Raw genomic sequence first — 18,317 nt, forward strand, 5'->3', positions numbered from 1 at the left:
CGATCTTATTTATAATAACGTTTTTTACCAACCAAAATATGGTGAGGGAGCTCCCATGTCTATTGTAGCAGTTATAATATTAACCTTAATTGCTTGGTTGTGGTCTGCGTTGATAAAACTATTTTCGAGTAAGTTATGCCATAAATAATGTTGAATAAATAGTTTTGTTTATATAAAAAATACCAGCTCAACTTGAGCTGGTATTTTTTATATGCTTATTTTTAGTTATTTTATAAGTGCTTATGAACACGGTCAATCGTATCATCTGATCGAAGCGTTAAAATTTCAACACCATTTTCAGTTACTAATAAGGTGTGTTCCCACTGCGCAGACAAGCTACGGTCTTTAGTAACCACAGTCCAGTCATCTTTTAGTAGTTTACACTGGCGTTTACCCGCGTTAACCATTGGCTCAATAGTCAAACACATACCTGCTTTTAGGGCTTCGCCAGTACCAGCGCGGCCATAATGCATTATTTGTGGTTCTTCATGAAACTCTGCACCAATACCATGGCCGCAATATTCACGAACAATTGAGTAGTTAAAGCTCTCTGCATATTTTTGAATCGCTTCGCCGATATCACCTAAACGCACGCCTGGTTTAACCATTTTTATAGCTAAATAAAGGCTTTCTTGCGTTACTTCAGCAAGACGCTTGCCTTGGATGTTTGGCGTGCCAACATGAAACATTTTTGATGTGTCGCCGTGGTAGCCATCTTTGATAACCGTGATATCGATATTGACACTGTCGCCATCTTTTAATGCTTTGTCGTTAGGAATACCATGGCAAATTACATGGTTTACTGAGGTGCAAATTGATTTAGGAAAACCATGGTAATTTAGTGGGGCAGGAATTGCCTTTTGCACATCGACAATATAATTATGACAAATTGTATTTAGTTCATCAGTGGTTACACCGGGAACTACATGTGACTCTATCATTTCCAGGACATCTGCCGCTAAGCGCCCGGCTACACGCATTTTCTCTATTTCTTCAGGGGTCTTGATCACAGCACTCATGGAGGCTCCATTGTCGAGTTTTACACATTTATCGTCGCACAAATTTTGCACGCGACGTTGAATATTTGTTTTTAATATGGTATAAAGCGCGCCGTCTTTTTACAAATAAATTCTTAAATGATTTTTTGTATTTAAGGCAAACACAATTTTATTTTAACACACACACGTATCGTCACATACACTTGGGTGCATTTCAGTTTCATTTAACTGCGGTGTTGGTGCTATGGGGTATGTGGAGGCCTAACCCTAAACTAAACAGAGGAAATACAAAATGGCAAACGTTTCAATGCGCGACATGCTTCAAGCTGGTGTTCACTTCGGTCACCAAGCACGTTACTGGAATCCTAAGATGAAGCCTTTCATCTTCGGCGCACGTAACCGTGTTCATATCATCAACCTTGAGCAAACTGTTCCAATGTTCAACAACGCACTTAAGTTTTTAACTGGTGCTGCGTCAAACAAAGGTAAAGTTCTTTTCGTTGGTACTAAGCGCGCAGCAAGCGAGTCGGTTAAAGAAGCCGCTATCGCTAGTGATCAGTATTACGTAAATCACCGTTGGTTAGGTGGTATGTTGACTAACTGGAAAACAGTTCGTCAATCAATCAAGCGTCTTAAAGACCTTGAGATCCAAAGCCAAGACGGTACTTTCGAGAAGTTAACTAAGAAAGAAACGTTAATGCTTAACCGCGAAATGGAAAAGCTTGAAAAGAGCCTTGGCGGTATCAAAAACATGGGTGGTCTTCCTGACGCACTTTTCGTTATCGATGCAGACCACGAGCACATCGCTATCCGTGAAGCTAACAACCTAGGTATTCCAGTTGTTGCGATCGTTGATACTAACTCTAACCCAGACGGTGTTGATTTCATCGTACCTGGTAATGATGATGCTATCCGTGCAATCAACCTTTACACAGGCGCAGTTGCAGCAGCAATTACTGAAGGCCGTGAGAGCAATATCGTTGCTCAAGCTGAGAAAGACGACTTCGTAGAAGCTGAGTAATTAGCTGTCATCAAGTCTTCATCTAATTTTAGATGAAGACTTGCTATTCTTGTAGAGCGGGTAACCCGCTTATCTAAACCTGAATTCAGATTTGAGGATTTACTAATGGCTGTAACTACTGCCCTAGTTAAAGAATTACGCGAGCGTACCGGCGCTGGCATGATGGATTGTAAAAAAGCGTTAACTGAAACTGATGGCGACATCGAGTTAGCGATTGAAAATATGCGTAAAAGTGGCGCTGCAAAAGCTGCTAAAAAAGCAGGTAACATTGCTGCTGAAGGTACTATCATCATCAAGCAAAACGCAGGTGTTGCAGTACTAGTTGAAGTTAACTGTCAAACTGACTTCGTAGCAAAAGACGTAAGTTTCTTAGCATTTGCTAATAAAGTTGCTGATGCTGCTATTGCAGAAACGATTTCTATCGAAGACTTACAAGCTAAGTTCGAAGAAGATCGTGTTGAACTAGTTACTAAAATTGGTGAAAACATCAATGTACGTCGTCTACAGTACATCGCTGGCGAAACGCTAGTTGAGTACCGTCACGGTGAGCGTATTGGTGTTGTTGTTGCAGGTGTTGCTGATGAAGAAACACTTAAGCACATCGCAATGCACGTTGCTGCTTCAAACCCAGAGTACCTAACACCTGAAGATGTACCTGCTGACGTTGTTGAAAAAGAAAAGCAAGTACAAATCGAAATCGCGATGAACGAAGGCAAGCCTGCTGAAATCGCTGAGAAGATGGTTGTTGGTCGCATGAAAAAATTCACTGGTGAGGTTTCTCTTACTGGTCAAGCTTTCATCATGGAACCTAAAAAATCTGTTGGCGAAATTCTTAAAGAGAAAAACGCAACAGTTACTGGCTTCGTACGTGTAGAAGTTGGTGAAGGTATCGAGAAGAAAACTGAAGATTTTGCTGCTGAAGTTGCTGCACAGATTGCTGCTGCTAAAGGTCAATAAAATCGATTTCCTTTGACGAAAAAGTGAGTTAGATGAAATTATTCTGTTATTTGCTTTTGCGTCATCGCTGAAAATTCTTTAAAATAACCGCGCTCTTTATGTGAAAATCATAAGCGCGGTTATTTTTTATCCTTTTTTTATAAAGTTGGCCCAAATACTATGACAATCAATCGTAAACCTATTTTTAGACGCGTTCTTCTCAAATTAAGCGGTGAAGCACTGATGGGAGACGAAGGCTTCGGCATCGACCCAAAAGTATTAGACCGTATGGCGCAAGAAATCAAAGAGCTTGTAGAACTCGACGTAGAAGTGGGTTTAGTTATCGGTGGCGGTAACTTTTTACGTGGCGGCTCACTTGCTGAAGCAGGTATGAATCGCGTAGTTGGCGATCATATGGGGATGCTAGCAACTGTCATGAATGGCCTTGCAATGCGTGATGCGTTGCACCGTGCATTTGTAAATTGTCGTTTAATGTCAGCTATCCCACTTAACGGTGTGTGTGATGCATACAACTGGGCTGAGGCAATTAGCTTATTAAAAACGGGCCGTGTAGTTATTTTTGCAGCCGGTACTGGTAACCCATTCTTTACAACGGATTCGGCCGCGTGTTTACGTGGTATTGAAATTGAAGCCGATACCGTGATTAAAGCCACCAAGGTTGATGGTGTTTACAGTGATGATCCGGTAAAAAATCCAGAGGCGACACTTTACCGTCACTTGAGCTACAATGAAATCATTGAAAAAGAATTAAAAGTAATGGATCTTGCGGCATTCACTCTTGCGCGTGATCACAAGATGCCGTTGAGCGTATTTAATATGAATAAATCAGGCGCTTTAAAGCGTGTAATTATGGGCGAAGAAGAAGGCACTCTTATCTCTTCACAAGCCTCAGATGAAGTTATTAACTAGATTAGGATTGAACCGTGATAAACGATATTCAAAAAGATGCTGCAGAACGTATGCAGAAAAGTGTAACGGCACTTAGCAGTCAACTATCTAAAATCCGTACTGGCCGTGCTCATCCGGCAATATTAGATGGCATTATGGTGCCATACTACGGCGCACCAACGCCATTGAACCAAGTTGCCAATGTAACAATTGAAGATTCACGTACACTTGCGTTAAGTGTATTTGATAAATCGCTTGCACAAGCGGTAGAGAAAGCAATCATGGCATCTGACTTAGGTTTAAACCCAATGTCAGCAGGTTCTGTGATCCGTGTACCACTTCCTCCGCTAACTGAGGAACGTCGTAAAAACTTAATTAAAATCGTTCGTGGTGAAGTTGAAAGCGGCCGTGTTGCAATCCGTAATATTCGTCGTGATGCTAACGGTGACGTTAAAAACTTATTGAAAGATAAAGATATTTCTGAAGATGAAGCGCGTCAATCTGATGATGCAATTCAAAAGCTTACGGACAAATTCATTAAAGAGATGGACACTCAATTAGCGGCGAAAGAAGCCGAGTTGATGGAAATCTAAGCTAGTAAATTTATTAGTTTTGAAACGCCGTCTGGGGTATACTAGGCGGCGTTTTTTTATGGAATACTCGATATTTATGGTTCTTAACGCTGATAAAATTTCCCAGCAATGTTTACCCAAGCATGTCGCTATAATCATGGATGGCAATGGTCGTTGGGCACAAGCCAAGAATAGGCCACGTGTGTACGGTCATAAAAAAGGCGTGGATGCGGTTCGTCAGTCTGTGCAGTTTTGTACTAAATTAGGAATAGAGTCATTGACTCTATTCGCTTTTAGTAGTGAAAACTGGCATCGCCCCGAAGATGAAGTCAGTACCTTGATGGAGCTGTTTTTGTTTGTGCTGAGTAAGGAAGTTAAAAAGCTACACAAAAATAATGTTAAGTTAACCATTATTGGTGACTTATCTCGTTTTTCAGATACTTTGCGCAGCAAGGTTGATGCAGCACATGAATTAACGGCTAATAATACTGGTTTGCAACTGAATGTAGCGGCAAATTATGGTGGTCGATGGGATATAACAAATGCTGCAAAGCAATTAGGTAAGCTGATTGCTGCAGGGACGTTAAACCCTGATGATATTACAGAGCACGATTTAGCCGCCCATATGAGTATGCAAGATCAGGCTGAACCTGACTTGTTGATCCGTACTGGTGGCGATTTACGCATAAGCAACTTTTTATTATGGCAAGCTGCTTATGCTGAACTTTACTTTACCGATACGCTTTGGCCTGACTTCAATGAAGCAGCTTTTGCTGATGCTATCGCTTGTTACGTTGCCAGAGAGCGACGGTTTGGTTGTACTGGCGAACAAATAAAACAATTACTCGCTGAAACCTAATTAAAAAGGGTAACACTTTGCTAAAACAACGAATTTTAACCTCTTTAGTGCTAGCGCCTTTGGCACTGGTGTTGGTTTTTTATACACCTCTTACATTGTTTAGTTACATCGCTGGCGCGATTGTTTTATTAGGCGCGTGGGAATGGTCGGCATTTATGGGGTTATGCGATAAAGTTAAACGTTTTTCGTTTGTGACGTTTATTGGCTTGTTACTGGTACTGCTTAATTGGCATTGGCCAATTGATGGACTGTGGGTCGACGGCCAGCTCGTAGGAGACGCAAATTATATATTCACACTGTCATTTTCGTGGTGGATTGTAGCCACCTACCTAGTGTGGCGCTACCCAGCAATGGCTAAAGCATGGAACGAAGGAGTGGTTATGCGCGCTATTGCCGGTATTCTCACCTTAGTACCGCTGTGGCTTGCGCTTAATACACTGCGCAGTGCTAACTATGAGCAATCAACGCACTTTGGTTCGATGCTTATTTTAGTGGTACTGGGGATCGTATGGAGTGCTGACATTGGTGCATACTTTACGGGTAAAAACTTTGGCAAGCATAAGTTAATGCCAAAAGTGAGCCCTAATAAAACCATTGAAGGTTTAGCTGGTGGCTTAGTTGCTGCGGTAATTTTTGTTTTAGCGTTTTGTCATTTTACCAATGTAGATATGTCTGTTTGGCCAATTTACGCGATTATGACTGTATTCATCGCGTTATTCTCAGCTATTGGCGACTTACTCGAAAGTATGTTTAAACGCGAAGCTGGTCTTAAAGATAGTGGCTCATGTTTGCCTGGCCATGGGGGGATTTTAGATCGCCTTGACAGCCTAACTGCTGCAGCCCCCATTTTTGTGTTGTGCTATGCATGGACACTTAGTTTATGAGTTGTAGACAACAACTCGTCATTCTCGGCGCGACAGGTTCCATTGGTTTAAGTACCTTAGATGTTGTTGCGCGTAATCAAGAACAGTTTGCTGTATTTGCACTTGCGGCAGGTAATAATAGTGAATTGATGGCGCAATTGTGTATTGCTCATCAACCACGCTTTGCAGTGATGGCAGATGACAGCGCTGCAGCTAAGTTAAGCCAACACTTATCGGGCAGTGGCTGCAAAACAGTGATCCGCAGTGGCATTGCCGCCATGAGTGAACTGGCCGCTCACCCAGACGTTGACGCGGTAATGTCGGCGATTGTTGGTGCAGCGGGGCTCATACCTACACTCAGTGCGGTAGAAGCAGGTAAAAAAGTATTACTGGCGAATAAAGAATCTTTAGTCATGTCAGGTCAGTTGTTTATTGATAAAGTAAAACAACATAAAGCCACTTTACTACCGATTGACAGTGAACATAATGCCATATTCCAGTGCCTGCCAAGTGCACTGCAAGGCTCTAAAACTAATGCACAGTTACATGAACATGGGGTAAGTAAAATTTTACTTACCGGTTCTGGTGGGCCTTTTTTAACGTGTGATATTGCCTCTTTAAAAGACGTTACTGTGGCACAAGCTGTGGCGCATCCAAATTGGTCGATGGGACAAAAGATATCTGTTGATTCAGCCACTATGATGAATAAAGGCCTTGAGTTTATTGAGGCTAAATGGCTATTTAACTGCCAGGCAAACGATATTGAAGTGGTCATTCACCCGCAAAGTATTATTCATTCAATGGTGCAATACCAAGATGGCTCGGTGCTAGCGCAAATGGGGAATCCAGATATGCGTACACCGATTGCTCATGCTTTAGCATACCCACAGCGTATTGATGCTGGAGTAACACCACTGGATTTTTCACAGCTTGCTGATTTTACTTTTACGAAACCAGATTTTGCCCGCTATCCCAATTTACAATTAGCTATTGCTGCGTGTAATGCTGGACAAGGTGCTACAACGACAGTTAATGCTGCCAATGAAATTGCTGTGCAGGCATTTTTACAAGGGCAGATAGGCTTTACTGATATATACCGCATTAATGCACAAACATTAGACACAACGGTTGATGTAAACGTACACACGCTCGATGAAATTCTTGAATGTGACCGTTTAGCTCGACTTCAAGCGACGCAACTCATTGCAAAGGTAGTACGCTAATATGTTCGATTTTCTGTGGAATTTAGGTTCTTTTATTCTAGCGCTGGGAATTTTAGTAACAGTGCATGAATATGGCCATTTTTGGGTTGCCCGCAAAGCGGGTGTGAAGGTGTTAAGGTTTTCTATTGGCTTTGGTAAACCGCTAATAAAATGGCACGATAAACACGACACTGAATATGTTATTGCAGCAATTCCTTTAGGCGGCTACGTGAAAATGCTTGATGAACGTGTTGATGAGGTGCCCGCTGACCAACGCCACTTATCATTTAATGCCAAGTCAGTACAAGCGCGTATCGCGATTGTAGCGGCAGGGCCGCTGGCTAACTTTATATTTGCTATCTTTGCTTTAGCTGCGATGTACATGGTTGGGGTTCAATCGGTGAAGCCGGTGGTAGGCTCAGTAAATGAGGGTAGCCGCGCTGAGCAGGCCGGTATTATGCCTAGTCAACAAATTGTAAAAATTGGCGATGCTAATATTGCGACTTGGCAAGATGCTACGTTTGCATTAATGGCCAGCCTAGGTGATAAAAGTGTTGCTGTTACCGTGCGTGACGAGCAATTTCAAGAACAGGTTAAAATGCTTGATATTGATGGTTGGAAACTTGATCAACAAGATGTGCCACCATTAGCTTCATTAGGTATTGTGCCGTTTCGTCCGCAGGCTACTTTAACCGTTGCTACAATTTCGCCAAACTCTGCTGCAGCAGACGCTAATTTACAAGCAGGCGATGAAATTATCGCCGTAAATGGTGAAACAATAACCAGTTGGACGCAGTTAGTTAATGTTATTCAGCAATCCGCTAACAAATCATTACAATTTAGTGTAAAAAGACAAGATAGTATAGAACTGCTAAATGTTACCCCGAAAGGACAACGTAATAGTGATGGCTTGCTACAAGGCTTTTTAGGTGTAGCACCGGTGGTTGAAAAATGGCCAGATGGTTACATTGAAACTAGACATTATGGCCCACTCGATAGTATGGTGCTGGGCGTAACTGAAACATGGCGCTTGATCAGCCTAAGTTTTGATATGATTGGTAACTTAATTACTGGTCAAGTATCAGTGAAGAATTTAAGTGGTCCAGTTGGTATTGCTGTAGGGGCGGGAACTAGCGTAAGCTATGGCTTAGTGGCGTTTTTAGGCTTCTTAGCATTGATAAGTGTAAACTTGGGCGTATTTAATTTATTGCCCTTACCAGTGCTTGATGGTGGGCACTTAATGTATTACATAATTGAACTTTTTCGTAAAAAGCCGGTCTCTGAAAAGACACAAGAATTTGGTTTTAAAGTGGGTGCCTTGCTACTCATTTTTCTTACATGTTTCGCTTTGTTCAATGATGTATCGCGATTGTAAGCAATTGCGACAGTCTCGAATTAAAACACGATTGTAAAACACCGCTAAAGTATAATTTTAAGGTGTTGAGCGGTAATACCGTTGTAAAGGATAAAGATAATAAAATGGCTATAAAAAAACATTTGGCAGTAACAAGTTTATTAGGTGCTAGCTTTGCAGCCCTAGGCCAAAACTCCTTTATTGTTGACGATTTAAAAGTTGAAGGTTTGCAGCGCGTAGCGTTGGGAGCAGCATTAACACATATTCCTATTAACGTGGGTGATAGTGTTGATGACTATACAATTTCAAAAACGATTAAGTCTTTGTATAACTCAGGTCACTTCGACAATATCAAGGCACTACGTGATGGCAATAATGTTATTTTTAGAGTAACAGAGCGCCCAACAATTAGTGTTATTGAGTTTGAAGGTAATAAAGACATTAAAGACGAGCAGCTTAATCAGTCGCTTGATCAGCAAGATATTCGCCAAGGTGAACCACTGGATAAAACTGTGGTTGATAACATCGAGAAAGGCTTAATAGAGTTTTTCCACAGTATTGGTAAATACAACGCTAAAATTGATGTCAGTATCACTAAGTTACCGCGTAACCGCGTTAAGCTAAAACTTAAGTTTGATGAAGGTGATGCCGCATCTATCCGTCAGATCAACTTAGTTGGTAACGAATTGTTTAGTGATGAAGACTTGTTAGCACTTGCTGAGTCACAACAAGATTTACCTTGGTGGCAGTTTATGGGCAGCGATCGCTACCAGAAACAAACCATTGAAGGCGATCTCGAGAAAATTCGTAGTTATTATTTAGACCGTGGTTACTTACGTTTTAATATTGACTCAACACAAGTATCAGTAAGTCCTGAACGTGAATCTGTGTATGTAACAGCTAACATCACCGAAGGCGTTAAATACAAAGTGAAAGGCTTTGACTTCATTGGTGATCTACTTGGCCGTGAAGAACTGATCAAAAGTGTTATTCCACTGCGTGCCGGTGAACTTTATAATGGCTCAGTGGTTACCTCATCTGAAGAATTTATCAAAAGTTATTTAGCGCGTTTCGGTTATGCGAATGCGGAAGTTCGCACCATTCCTGAAATTGATGACGAAACCAAAGAAGTTCAGTTAACACTCTCAGTTAATCCTGGTCAGCGTGTTTATGTGCGTCGTATTATTGTTGGTGGTAACCAAAATACCGCAGATGAAGTATTACGTCGTGAAATGACCCAGCTGGAAGGCGCATGGTTATCGAATCAGAACCTTGAGCGTTCAAAGCTACAAATTCAACGTCTTCCTTACATGGAAAGTGTTGATTTTAATGTTGTGCCAGTCCCTGGTATAGATGACCAAGTTGATGTCGATTTTACCGTTAAAGAGCAATCAGCTGGTAGCTTTAACGCAGGTCTTGCTTATGGTTCTTACTTAGGTCTGCAATTTAATATCGGTGTGACTGAATCTAACTTCTTAGGTACGGGTAACCAGATTGGCTTTAACATCAATACTTCGCGTGGTTCAGAACGTGTTAGTTTATCGTATACCGACCCTTACTTCACCCCAGATGGTGTGTCGCAAGGCAGTAGTATTTTCTACAGTAATTACGATGCAAGTAAGTTTAGCCTCATCGATTACAAATCAAAAAGCTACGGCATTGGTACAAATATAGGCTTCCCAATTGATGCGGTAAACCGTATCAACTTTGGTGTACGTTGGATCCAAGAAGAATTATCTGAGATTGCTGAATATGAGCAAACTCGTGTTATGCGTGAGACCTTCTTAGATCCGAATAACCCGGATGAAGGATTTGATTTTACTAAATACGAACTCAGCGTTGGTTGGTCTCGTGTGACAGTAAACCGTGGTTTATTCCCAACGGCAGGTTCGCGTCAAACATTAAACTTAACCGGTACTACGCCAAACTCTGATTTAACTTACTTTAAGGTAAATTACGACTCGCGTTTTTATTGGCCACTTACTAATAACCACCGTTGGGTATTCTCAACCCGTGCTGCATTTGGCTATGGTAACGGTTATGGCACAACCAATGGTTACGATCAAACATTACCATTCCAAGAGTATTTCCGTATAACCGAAATGGAATTACGTGGTTTTGACCGTAATACTATTTTGCCGCGTGCAATATCGCGTACACCACAAGTAATTCCAGGCAATTCATTGCCAGATGGTAGTCTAACAGGCAATATAGGCGGCTCGCCAGAGTTTGATGTGTTAACACAGCGAGGACGTATCGGTGGTAATGCCAAAGCGGTTGCAGGCATGGAGTTAATTGTGCCAACCCCATTTTTGGATGAAGATAATACCAGTTCTGTACGTACTAGTTTCTTTGTTGATGCTGCAAACGTATGGGACACTGAATTTAACGTTGACCGTTATAAAAATTTAGGTCCGGACGAACGCGCTAAGCTTGAGGATTATTCAGATCCGATGCGCTTTAGGGTATCAACCGGTTTATCATTACAGTGGATCTCCCCAATGGGTCCAATGTTGATTAGTTTTGCGTATCCATTGCAACAAGAAGAAGATGACGATACGAAGACCATCAGCTTTAACATTAGTAATACATTCTAAAGGAGTTTTTTGTGAAAAAATCATTTAAATCATCGGCAATTGCCATTTTAGCAACACTTATGATGGGTACTTCTGCAAGTGCTTTTGCACATAAAGTTGGTATTGTAGATATGCAAGAAATCTATAAGCAAATCCCACAAATGGCAAAAGTTGAGCAAACACTGCAAGCTGAATTTGCTGAGCGTCGTCAAGAACTTGAAAAGCTACAGGGCGATATCCGCTTTGAAGCAGAAAAATTCAAGCGTGAAAGCACTACAATGAGCCAAGCGCAAAAAGATGCGTTGCGTGAAAAAGTGGAAGGCATGCAAAAAAATCTTGCTGAAAAAGGTCGTCCTTTAGAGCAAGAAATTAAAACTCGTCAAAACCAAGAACTAGCTAAAGTTCAAGGTATTATTATCAAAGCAATCGAAGATATTGCTAAAGATGGTAAGTACGATGAAGTTAAAGTTAAAGATACTACTATCTACTTTAACCCTAAAACGGTCGTTGATTTATCAAGTAAAGTTGTTGATAAAGTAAGTAAGCAATAGAACTGATATATGCATAATTATACGCTTTCGCAGATTGCGGAACTTCTAGGCGCCACGCTTGACGGTGATGGCGCTTGGGAAATCTCAAAAATTGCTACACTTGCAAATGCCCAGTCTGGGCATATTGCATTTTTAGCGAATAAGAAATATCGCTCACAACTTAGTGATACTAAGGCGGGGGCAGTGATCCTATCTGCCGCAGACGCAGAGTATTATCAAGGTAATAAGCTCATAGTGGTTAACCCCTATGTTTGCTACGCGAAATTAGCCCAGTTACTCGATACAACGCCACGCTCAGCGTCACCAGGTATTCACCCAAGTGCGGTGGTTCATCCTGATGCTACAGTTGCAAGCACAGCCGCTATTGCAGCTAATGCGGTGATTGAAGCCGGAGCGGTAATTGGTGATAACGCGCAAATAGGCGCTAATTGCTTTATTGGTGAAAACACAAAAATTGGCAATGGCACAAAACTGTGGGCAAATGTCAGTGTTTATCACGATGTAGAAATTGGTAGTGATTGCTTATTTCAATCAAGTAGCGTAATCGGCAGTGATGGCTTTGGTTATGCAAATGATAAAGGCCAATGGATAAAAATTCCTCAGCTTGGTCGCGTTATTATAGGTGACAAGGTTGAAATTGGCGCTGGTGCTACGGTTGACCGTGGTGCAATTGATGACACGATTATTCACAGCAATGTGATTATTGATAACCAATGTCAAATTGCCCATAATGTTGAAATTGGTTCAGGCACAGCAATTGCTGGCTGTACCGTGATAGCAGGTAGTACAACTATTGGTAAAAATTGCCAGATTGCCGGGCTTGTCGGCATAAATGGTCACATAGATATCTGTGATGGTGTTATACTTACGGGTATGAGCATGGTGACTAAAGCGATTACGAAACCTGGTATTTATTCCTCAGGACTTCCACACTCTTCAAATAAAGAGTGGCGCCGAAACATTGCCCATTTCCGTAATTTGCCAGAGATGAAAGTTCGCCTTAAAGCGCTAGAGACTCTGACTAAGTCATTAAACGTTGATAATTAATAAGGATGCTATTTTGGCAAACGAATTAAATAGCCTTGATATACAAGAAATTTTAAGCTTACTTCCGCATCGTTACCCGATGCTACTAGTTGACCGTGTACTTGATTACACCCCAGGTGAATCATTACATGCAATTAAGAACGTAACTTTTAATGAACCGATTTTTACCGGCCATTTCCCTAACCAGCCAATTTTTCCTGGTGTATTAATTTTAGAAGCCATGGCACAGGCAACCGGTTTATTGGGGTTTAAAACTGTCGAGAATCGCAGTGAAAATGAACTATATTTATTTGCAGCGATAGATAATGCGCGCTTTAAACAACCTGTAACGCCTGGTGACACCATGCATTTACACGTTCAATTTTTAAAAGAGCGTCGTAATATTTGGAAGTTTGCAGCAGAAGCAAAAGTTGATGGCAAAATAGTATGTAGTGCCGAAATCATGTGTGCGAGAAGAGAGCTTTAATTGTGATCCATCCTACAGCGATAATCGAACCAGGTGCAAAGTTAGGTAATAATGTATCGGTTGGCCCGTATAGCTACATTGGCAACGATGTGGTTATTGGTGACAATTGCATTATCGAATCTCATGTTGTGGTCAAAGGTCCGTCAACAATAGGTTCAGGCAATCATATATTTCAATTTGCGTCTGTAGGTGAAGCCTGCCAAGACAAAAAATATAATAATGAGCCAACCACACTTATCATTGGCGATAACAATGTTATTCGTGAATGCGCTACCATCCACCGAGGTACAATTCAAGACCAAGGTGTGACTAAGATTGGCAGCAATAACTTATTTATGGCTTACACTCACGTAGCCCATGATGCGGTGATTGGCGATAACGTTATTTTTGCTAATAATGCATCTGTTGCAGGCCATGTACATATTGGTGACTGGGTTATCTTAGCGGGCAATTCAGGTATTCATCAGTTTTGTAAAGTGGGGGCACATGCCTTTGTTGGTATGTACTCTGGCGTGAACAAAGATGTGCCGCCGTTTGTAACAACTATAGGTACGCCAGCAGGTCCTGTTGCAATTAATACTGAAGGCATGAAGCGCCGTGGCTTTGAAAGCGATGAAGTAATGGCAACACGTCGTGCTTATAAAACACTATACCGCAAGAGTTTAGGTGTTGAAGAGGCAATTGCAGCGCTTGCTGATGATGCCGCTAAGTACCCAGCAGTACAGTTAATGGTTGATTTTGTGAAAAATTCTGAACGCGGTATTATTCGTTAATTCGTTAATTCGTTTATGCAGTGTATAAAAGCCACCAGTTATTAAGTTAACTTGGTGGCTTTTTTGTATTCACTGTTTTGTATTTACTTTAATTCAGTTGCAGCTCAGTTGATACCTGCTACCTTCATGCATTCTAAGGGAGCGTTGAATTTTGATTAAAGCACTTTTAATTAGCTTATCACTGGCTATTTTAGCTGGCTGTAGTAGCTCGCAGACAAACTATTCTGCAACAAGCACAGGTATTCGTGAGCAGGGAAATGCTAGCTTTTATGCCGATAAATACCATGGTCGGCTGACCGCTAGTGGTGAAAAGTTTGACCAACAAGCCATGACTGCGGCGCACAAACAGCTCCCTTTTAACAGCAAAGTTAAAGTCACAAACACAGCAAATAACCGTTCAGTGGTCGTTAGAGTGAATGATCGCGGTCCTTTTATTCGCGGCCGTATCATCGATTTAACAAAGCATGCGTTTGAGCAACTCGCAGAGCCAAGCTCGGGCGTTATTAACGTAACCGTTGAAGTAATTGATTAAAAGCGTGTGATCAAGTTCACGTACTCAGGTTGCTCTGCTAATAGTTGCTGATGCGTTGCAATCGCTTTTATTTGCCCTTGCTCTAACCAAATTACGTTATCCATATTGGCAAGTAAGGCAGGGTCGTGAGTTATGCTGATCACAGTACAGTGCCCCATGCTGGTTAATATCGCATCCATAACTTGATGCTTCGATTGATTGTCGAGGCCTTCGGTTGGCTCATCAAGCACTAAAATAGCCGGTGCTCTGAGTAAGGCTTGCGCTAACGCTAAACGCCGCGATTGCCCACGCGACAAACTTCTGCCACCTGTGCCTAAGCGGGTGTCTAATCCTAGTTTTAACTCGCTAAGCCAATCACCTAACTGTGCTTGTTGACAGGCTGTGCGCATTTGTTGTTTAGTTGCTGAGGGCGCCGCATAGCGTAAGTTTTCAGCAATGGTGCCATCAAAAATATGATGTTGTTGTGCGACTATGTTAATCAGTTCGCAGCGATTTTGTTGACTGATCGTGTTAATTGCTATGGTTTTGTCTGCTGAAGTTAGATTTATCTCACCATTTTGCTGTGGCCATAAACCACTGAGTAAATTAACCAGCGTACTTTTCCCACTGCCGCTTTGCCCCACAATCGCGACTTTTTGCAGTGGCTCAATAGCAAAACTTAAGTTGTTAAGCGCAAAAGTATCGCCGTGGTAACAATAACTAAGATCTTTAAATTCAAGCCCTACAGGTTGCACTGATAACGACTCCTGAACGCTTGTAGTTTCAGGGCGCAGTTTATCTTCTAAATCAAAAATACGCTTTGCAGCGCTTAGCGCTACGGGCAATTGAATAAACGCATTTGGCAGCGTTAGCACCGTTTCAAAACTAGCAAGCACAAATAAACTAAGCATTGCCAGTTCAACATTGGCCATAGCTCCGCTGTAAACTAGCGGTGCAATTATCACAATGGCACCGAGCATACTCAGTTGTACTATTAATAGTGATACGCCATTACTATGTGCTTCGGCGCTATGGCGAACAAATAGTTGCCGATTATAGCGTTCACTGGCTGCCCGACATTGCTCAATTTGTTGCTCGGTGGCTTGATAGATAGCCAGCTCTCGTAAGCCACTTAGGGTATCTGATAATTCAGCACGTAAAGTCGCCGAATAGTGAGTTTCGAGGTTGGCAGTTTGCTGAAGTTGTTTACTTAGTATGAGCGGTAGGGCAACGCCTACTATTAAGAGTGCAGTAAAGCATAGTAGCGCAACATTACTGTTGTAGGCTGCCATAATTGCAACCACAATTGGCACGCTGATTAGCGCAACAATCATCGGTAATAATACGTTTAAGTAAAATTTATCGAGCGCTTCAACATCATTTTGCATGCGGTTAAATAGATCGGCGCTGCGGCTCATGGCTAAATCAACATTGCTTAGCTGGCTTAGCGTGTTAAAAACACTGACACGAATTTCACTTAATAATAAAAAGGTGGCGTTGTGGGTTACCAATCGCTCGCCGTAACGAGAGGCGGTTCTTACGATTGCCAAAAATCTAATTGTGCCGGCTGGTGTGAAGTAATTCATTTGCGTGCCAGCCAAGCCAGCTGCAGCCATGGCGGCTAAAAACCAACCAGAAATAGCCAATAAGCCAACGTTTGCCAGTACTGTTAAGGTTGCTAAAAATGCCCCTAACAGCATTGCACCTAGGTGCGGTCTACACAGTTTTAATAAACGTAAAAAATTAGTCATGCTGTTTACTCCTTGCATGCACTAAATCAAACAGCGCGCCTTGGTTATCGATGAGGGTTTTAAAGCTACCTTGCTCAATAACAGCACCATCTTTCATTACAATAACTTGTTTAGCTTGTGCAATGGTATTTAAGCGATGGGCTATCACCACAACGAGATGTTGCTGTGCATAATGATTGATAGCCGCTTGCACCTGTTGCTCAGTTTGGCTATCGAGGTGTGCGGTTGGCTCATCAAGGATCAAAATTGGCGCTTGTTTTAAAAATGCCCGAGCTAAAGCGATCCGCTGCTTTTGCCCGCCTGAGAGTCCTTCGCCTTGTTCACCAATTTGAGTGTCAAAGCCCTCTGGTAATTGATTGATAAACTCAAGTGCACCAGCTTGCTCTGCTGCAGTTTCTAGCTGCGTGAGTGTGGCATCCGGTTTGGCCAATAGTAAGTTAGCTTTGATACTGTTAAACAATAAAGTAGGTTGTTGTGGGATCCAGGCAATATGTTGCTGCCATTGCTTAATGTGTGATGCGGCTAATTGTTGTTGATTTACCGTAACAGCACCGATCACCTGAGGATGAAACCCTAATAAACAATCGAGTAAGGTGCTTTTACCAGCACCACTTTGACCAACGATGGCATACAGGCCTGTGCCTGCAAATGTTAGGTTTATATTGTTAACGCCTTCATTACTTTGTGGGTAATGAAAATTTAAATTATCAATATTGAGTTGTTCGATACTTGGTAAGTTTAAGCTATTTTGAGTATTTGGTTGTATGTTCTCAAGATCCTTAGCAGGGAGTGGCTCATTTAATATTTTTAGCATATCAGCGGCGGCACTAATCCCTTCTAATCGGGCATGGTAATGGCTGCCGAGTTGGCGCAGCGGTAAATAAAACTCCGGAGCAAGTAACAGTACAACAAAGCCGGTCGAAAAATCTAAGGTACCAAAAAACAACCGAAAACCGATTATCACCGCTACTAACGCGACACTAATGGTCGCTAAAAATTCGAGTGCGAAAGATGATAAAAATGCGATTTTTAATACGTTTAAAGTCGCATGGCGAAAGTCATCGGAAATTTTGGCAATTTGCTTTAGTTCGCGCGTAGTCGCATTAAATAACTTTAGTTGGGTTAAGCCTTGTAAGCGGTCAAAAAAGTAATTACCTAACACAGCTAGTTGTTGCCAACGTTGTTGATTCAGTTGTTCTGCTTTGTGGCCAACCAAAATCATAAAAAACGGAATTAGAGGGGCGGTGAATAAAAAAATCAACCCAGCTTTCCAATCGGTAGGAAAAATCACCATCAGGATAGCCAAAGGAATAAGCGCACTGTAAGCCACGCTCGGTAAATAATTAGCATAATAATCGTGCAGTGCTTCAACACCATTATGTAGGGTGTTTAAAGTCGCGCCATGACCTTGTTGTTCAATATAACTTGGCCCAAGTAAGGTGAGTTTCTCGAGTAAAGTATGGCGCATAGCAGTTTTAATTTTAAGTGCGGCTTGGGCACTTATGCGCTGCGAAAATCCAAGCAATATTCCGCGCCCTAAAATCAATGCTGCTAATGGCCAAAGTAAAGGGGTAATAGTGGCTAAATTGGCGTGTTCAAACATCACTAAATGAATTGATCGTGCCACTAAATAAGCACTGGCAATCATCAATAATGCGTTAAATGTTCCTAGCGCAATACTGATTTTTAAAAGACTGCCAGCGTGATTGGAATGCGTTTTTAAAAACGCGCGCAGCGAAGTTTGCTGCGCGCGATTTGGTCGGGGGTTAGTCGTCATTTTGGCGATTAAGCCTATCGTGTAATTCTTGTTCGTCGTCAGCGATACTGTCTTTGTTCTGGCCAAATTCGTACCACATAACGTTGATCACACCTAACGTACAGGCTAATAAAACACCGAGTATCCAAGCAAAATACCACATAGATCAAAT

At 41.9% G+C, this 18,317-nt stretch carries 18 protein-coding genes; 14 read left to right on the forward strand and 4 right to left on the reverse strand.

All coding sequences use genetic code 11. From position 1 onward, the window contains the following. Positions 1-230 precede the first annotated feature (230 nt). A complete protein-coding gene (gene map, locus H5158_RS17215; protein ID WP_182740508.1) occupies positions 231-1,019 on the reverse strand; it encodes a type I methionyl aminopeptidase in 789 nt (262 codons plus the stop codon). Between the two features lie 271 nt (positions 1,020-1,290). Here map and rpsB point away from each other — a divergent pair, with 271 nt between their 5' ends. The 14 genes from rpsB to H5158_RS17285 all read left to right on the forward strand — a co-directional run bounded on the left by rpsB (position 1,291) and on the right by H5158_RS17285 (position 14,659). Further along, on the forward strand, positions 1,291-2,019 hold the full coding sequence (gene rpsB / locus H5158_RS17220; protein WP_145240470.1) for a 30S ribosomal protein S2: 729 nt from the start codon (positions 1,291-1,293) through the stop codon (positions 2,017-2,019). Between the two features lie 105 nt (positions 2,020-2,124). Further along, on the forward strand, positions 2,125-2,976 hold the full coding sequence (gene tsf / locus H5158_RS17225; RefSeq protein WP_182718689.1) for a translation elongation factor Ts: 852 nt from the start codon (positions 2,125-2,127) through the stop codon (positions 2,974-2,976). Between the two features lie 159 nt (positions 2,977-3,135). Next, positions 3,136-3,885, forward strand: coding sequence for a UMP kinase (pyrH, locus tag H5158_RS17230; protein WP_145240474.1), 750 nt, complete (start codon positions 3,136-3,138; stop codon positions 3,883-3,885). 50 nt (positions 3,886-3,935) lie between these two features. Next, a complete protein-coding gene (frr, locus tag H5158_RS17235; RefSeq protein ID WP_215909106.1) occupies positions 3,936-4,457 on the forward strand; it encodes a ribosome recycling factor in 522 nt (173 codons plus the stop codon). A gap of 58 nt (positions 4,458-4,515) precedes the next feature. Then, positions 4,516-5,295 carry an isoprenyl transferase gene (locus H5158_RS17240; protein ID WP_149982995.1) on the forward strand — a complete coding sequence of 260 codons (780 nt, stop codon included), beginning with the start codon at positions 4,516-4,518 and terminating at the stop codon, positions 5,293-5,295. A 17-nt stretch (positions 5,296-5,312) separates the two neighbouring features. After that, entirely contained in the window at positions 5,313-6,179 is an 867-nt protein-coding gene (locus H5158_RS17245; RefSeq protein ID WP_145240480.1) for a phosphatidate cytidylyltransferase, read from the forward strand. After that, positions 6,176-7,381 (forward strand): 1-deoxy-D-xylulose-5-phosphate reductoisomerase, encoded by a 1,206-nt coding sequence (gene ispC, locus H5158_RS17250; RefSeq protein ID WP_145240482.1) that lies wholly within the window; start codon positions 6,176-6,178, stop codon positions 7,379-7,381. The genes H5158_RS17245 and ispC overlap by 4 nt, the downstream gene beginning before the upstream one ends. A gap of 1 nt (position 7,382) precedes the next feature. Then, complete coding sequence (gene rseP, locus H5158_RS17255) at positions 7,383-8,735, forward strand: sigma E protease regulator RseP (RefSeq protein ID WP_182718687.1); 1,353 nt, start codon at positions 7,383-7,385, stop codon at positions 8,733-8,735. Between the two features lie 104 nt (positions 8,736-8,839). Beyond that, entirely contained in the window at positions 8,840-11,311 is a 2,472-nt protein-coding gene (bamA, locus tag H5158_RS17260) for an outer membrane protein assembly factor BamA (protein ID WP_182740509.1), read from the forward strand. 11 nt (positions 11,312-11,322) lie between these two features. Continuing rightward, complete coding sequence (locus H5158_RS17265) at positions 11,323-11,841, forward strand: OmpH family outer membrane protein (protein ID WP_149982990.1); 519 nt, start codon at positions 11,323-11,325, stop codon at positions 11,839-11,841. 9 nt (positions 11,842-11,850) lie between these two features. Next, positions 11,851-12,888: a UDP-3-O-(3-hydroxymyristoyl)glucosamine N-acyltransferase gene (gene lpxD, locus H5158_RS17270; RefSeq protein ID WP_182740510.1), complete on the forward strand. Its 1,038-nt coding sequence runs from the start codon at positions 11,851-11,853 to the stop codon at positions 12,886-12,888. 13 nt (positions 12,889-12,901) lie between these two features. Continuing rightward, positions 12,902-13,354, forward strand: coding sequence for a 3-hydroxyacyl-ACP dehydratase FabZ (fabZ, locus tag H5158_RS17275; protein WP_145240491.1), 453 nt, complete (start codon positions 12,902-12,904; stop codon positions 13,352-13,354). A 2-nt stretch (positions 13,355-13,356) separates the two neighbouring features. Further along, on the forward strand, positions 13,357-14,127 hold the full coding sequence (gene lpxA / locus H5158_RS17280; protein ID WP_149982988.1) for an acyl-ACP--UDP-N-acetylglucosamine O-acyltransferase: 771 nt from the start codon (positions 13,357-13,359) through the stop codon (positions 14,125-14,127). Positions 14,128-14,275: 148 nt separating this feature from the next. Then, on the forward strand, positions 14,276-14,659 hold the full coding sequence (locus tag H5158_RS17285; protein ID WP_310736578.1) for a septal ring lytic transglycosylase RlpA family protein: 384 nt from the start codon (positions 14,276-14,278) through the stop codon (positions 14,657-14,659). Here H5158_RS17285 and cydC read toward each other — a convergent pair. From cydC to cydX, 3 genes are read right to left on the reverse strand one after another with little or no spacing between them, the layout of a single operon-like run. Continuing rightward, the gene (cydC, locus tag H5158_RS17290; RefSeq protein WP_182740511.1) at positions 14,656-16,389 is read right to left on the reverse strand and encodes a thiol reductant ABC exporter subunit CydC; all 1,734 of its coding nucleotides are present in this window, start codon (positions 16,387-16,389) and stop codon (positions 14,656-14,658) included. The genes H5158_RS17285 and cydC overlap by 4 nt on opposite strands. Next, a complete protein-coding gene (gene cydD, locus H5158_RS17295; protein ID WP_182740512.1) occupies positions 16,382-18,166 on the reverse strand; it encodes a thiol reductant ABC exporter subunit CydD in 1,785 nt (594 codons plus the stop codon). The genes cydC and cydD overlap by 8 nt, the downstream gene beginning before the upstream one ends. Beyond that, positions 18,156-18,308, reverse strand: coding sequence for a cytochrome bd-I oxidase subunit CydX (gene cydX, locus H5158_RS17300; protein ID WP_064667585.1), 153 nt, complete (start codon positions 18,306-18,308; stop codon positions 18,156-18,158). The genes cydD and cydX overlap by 11 nt, the downstream gene beginning before the upstream one ends. Positions 18,309-18,317: the final 9 nt, after the last annotated feature.

It is taken from the genome of Pseudoalteromonas sp. SR45-6, assembly GCF_014163545.1.
Lineage (GTDB): Bacteria > Pseudomonadota > Gammaproteobacteria > Enterobacterales > Alteromonadaceae > Pseudoalteromonas > Pseudoalteromonas rhizosphaerae.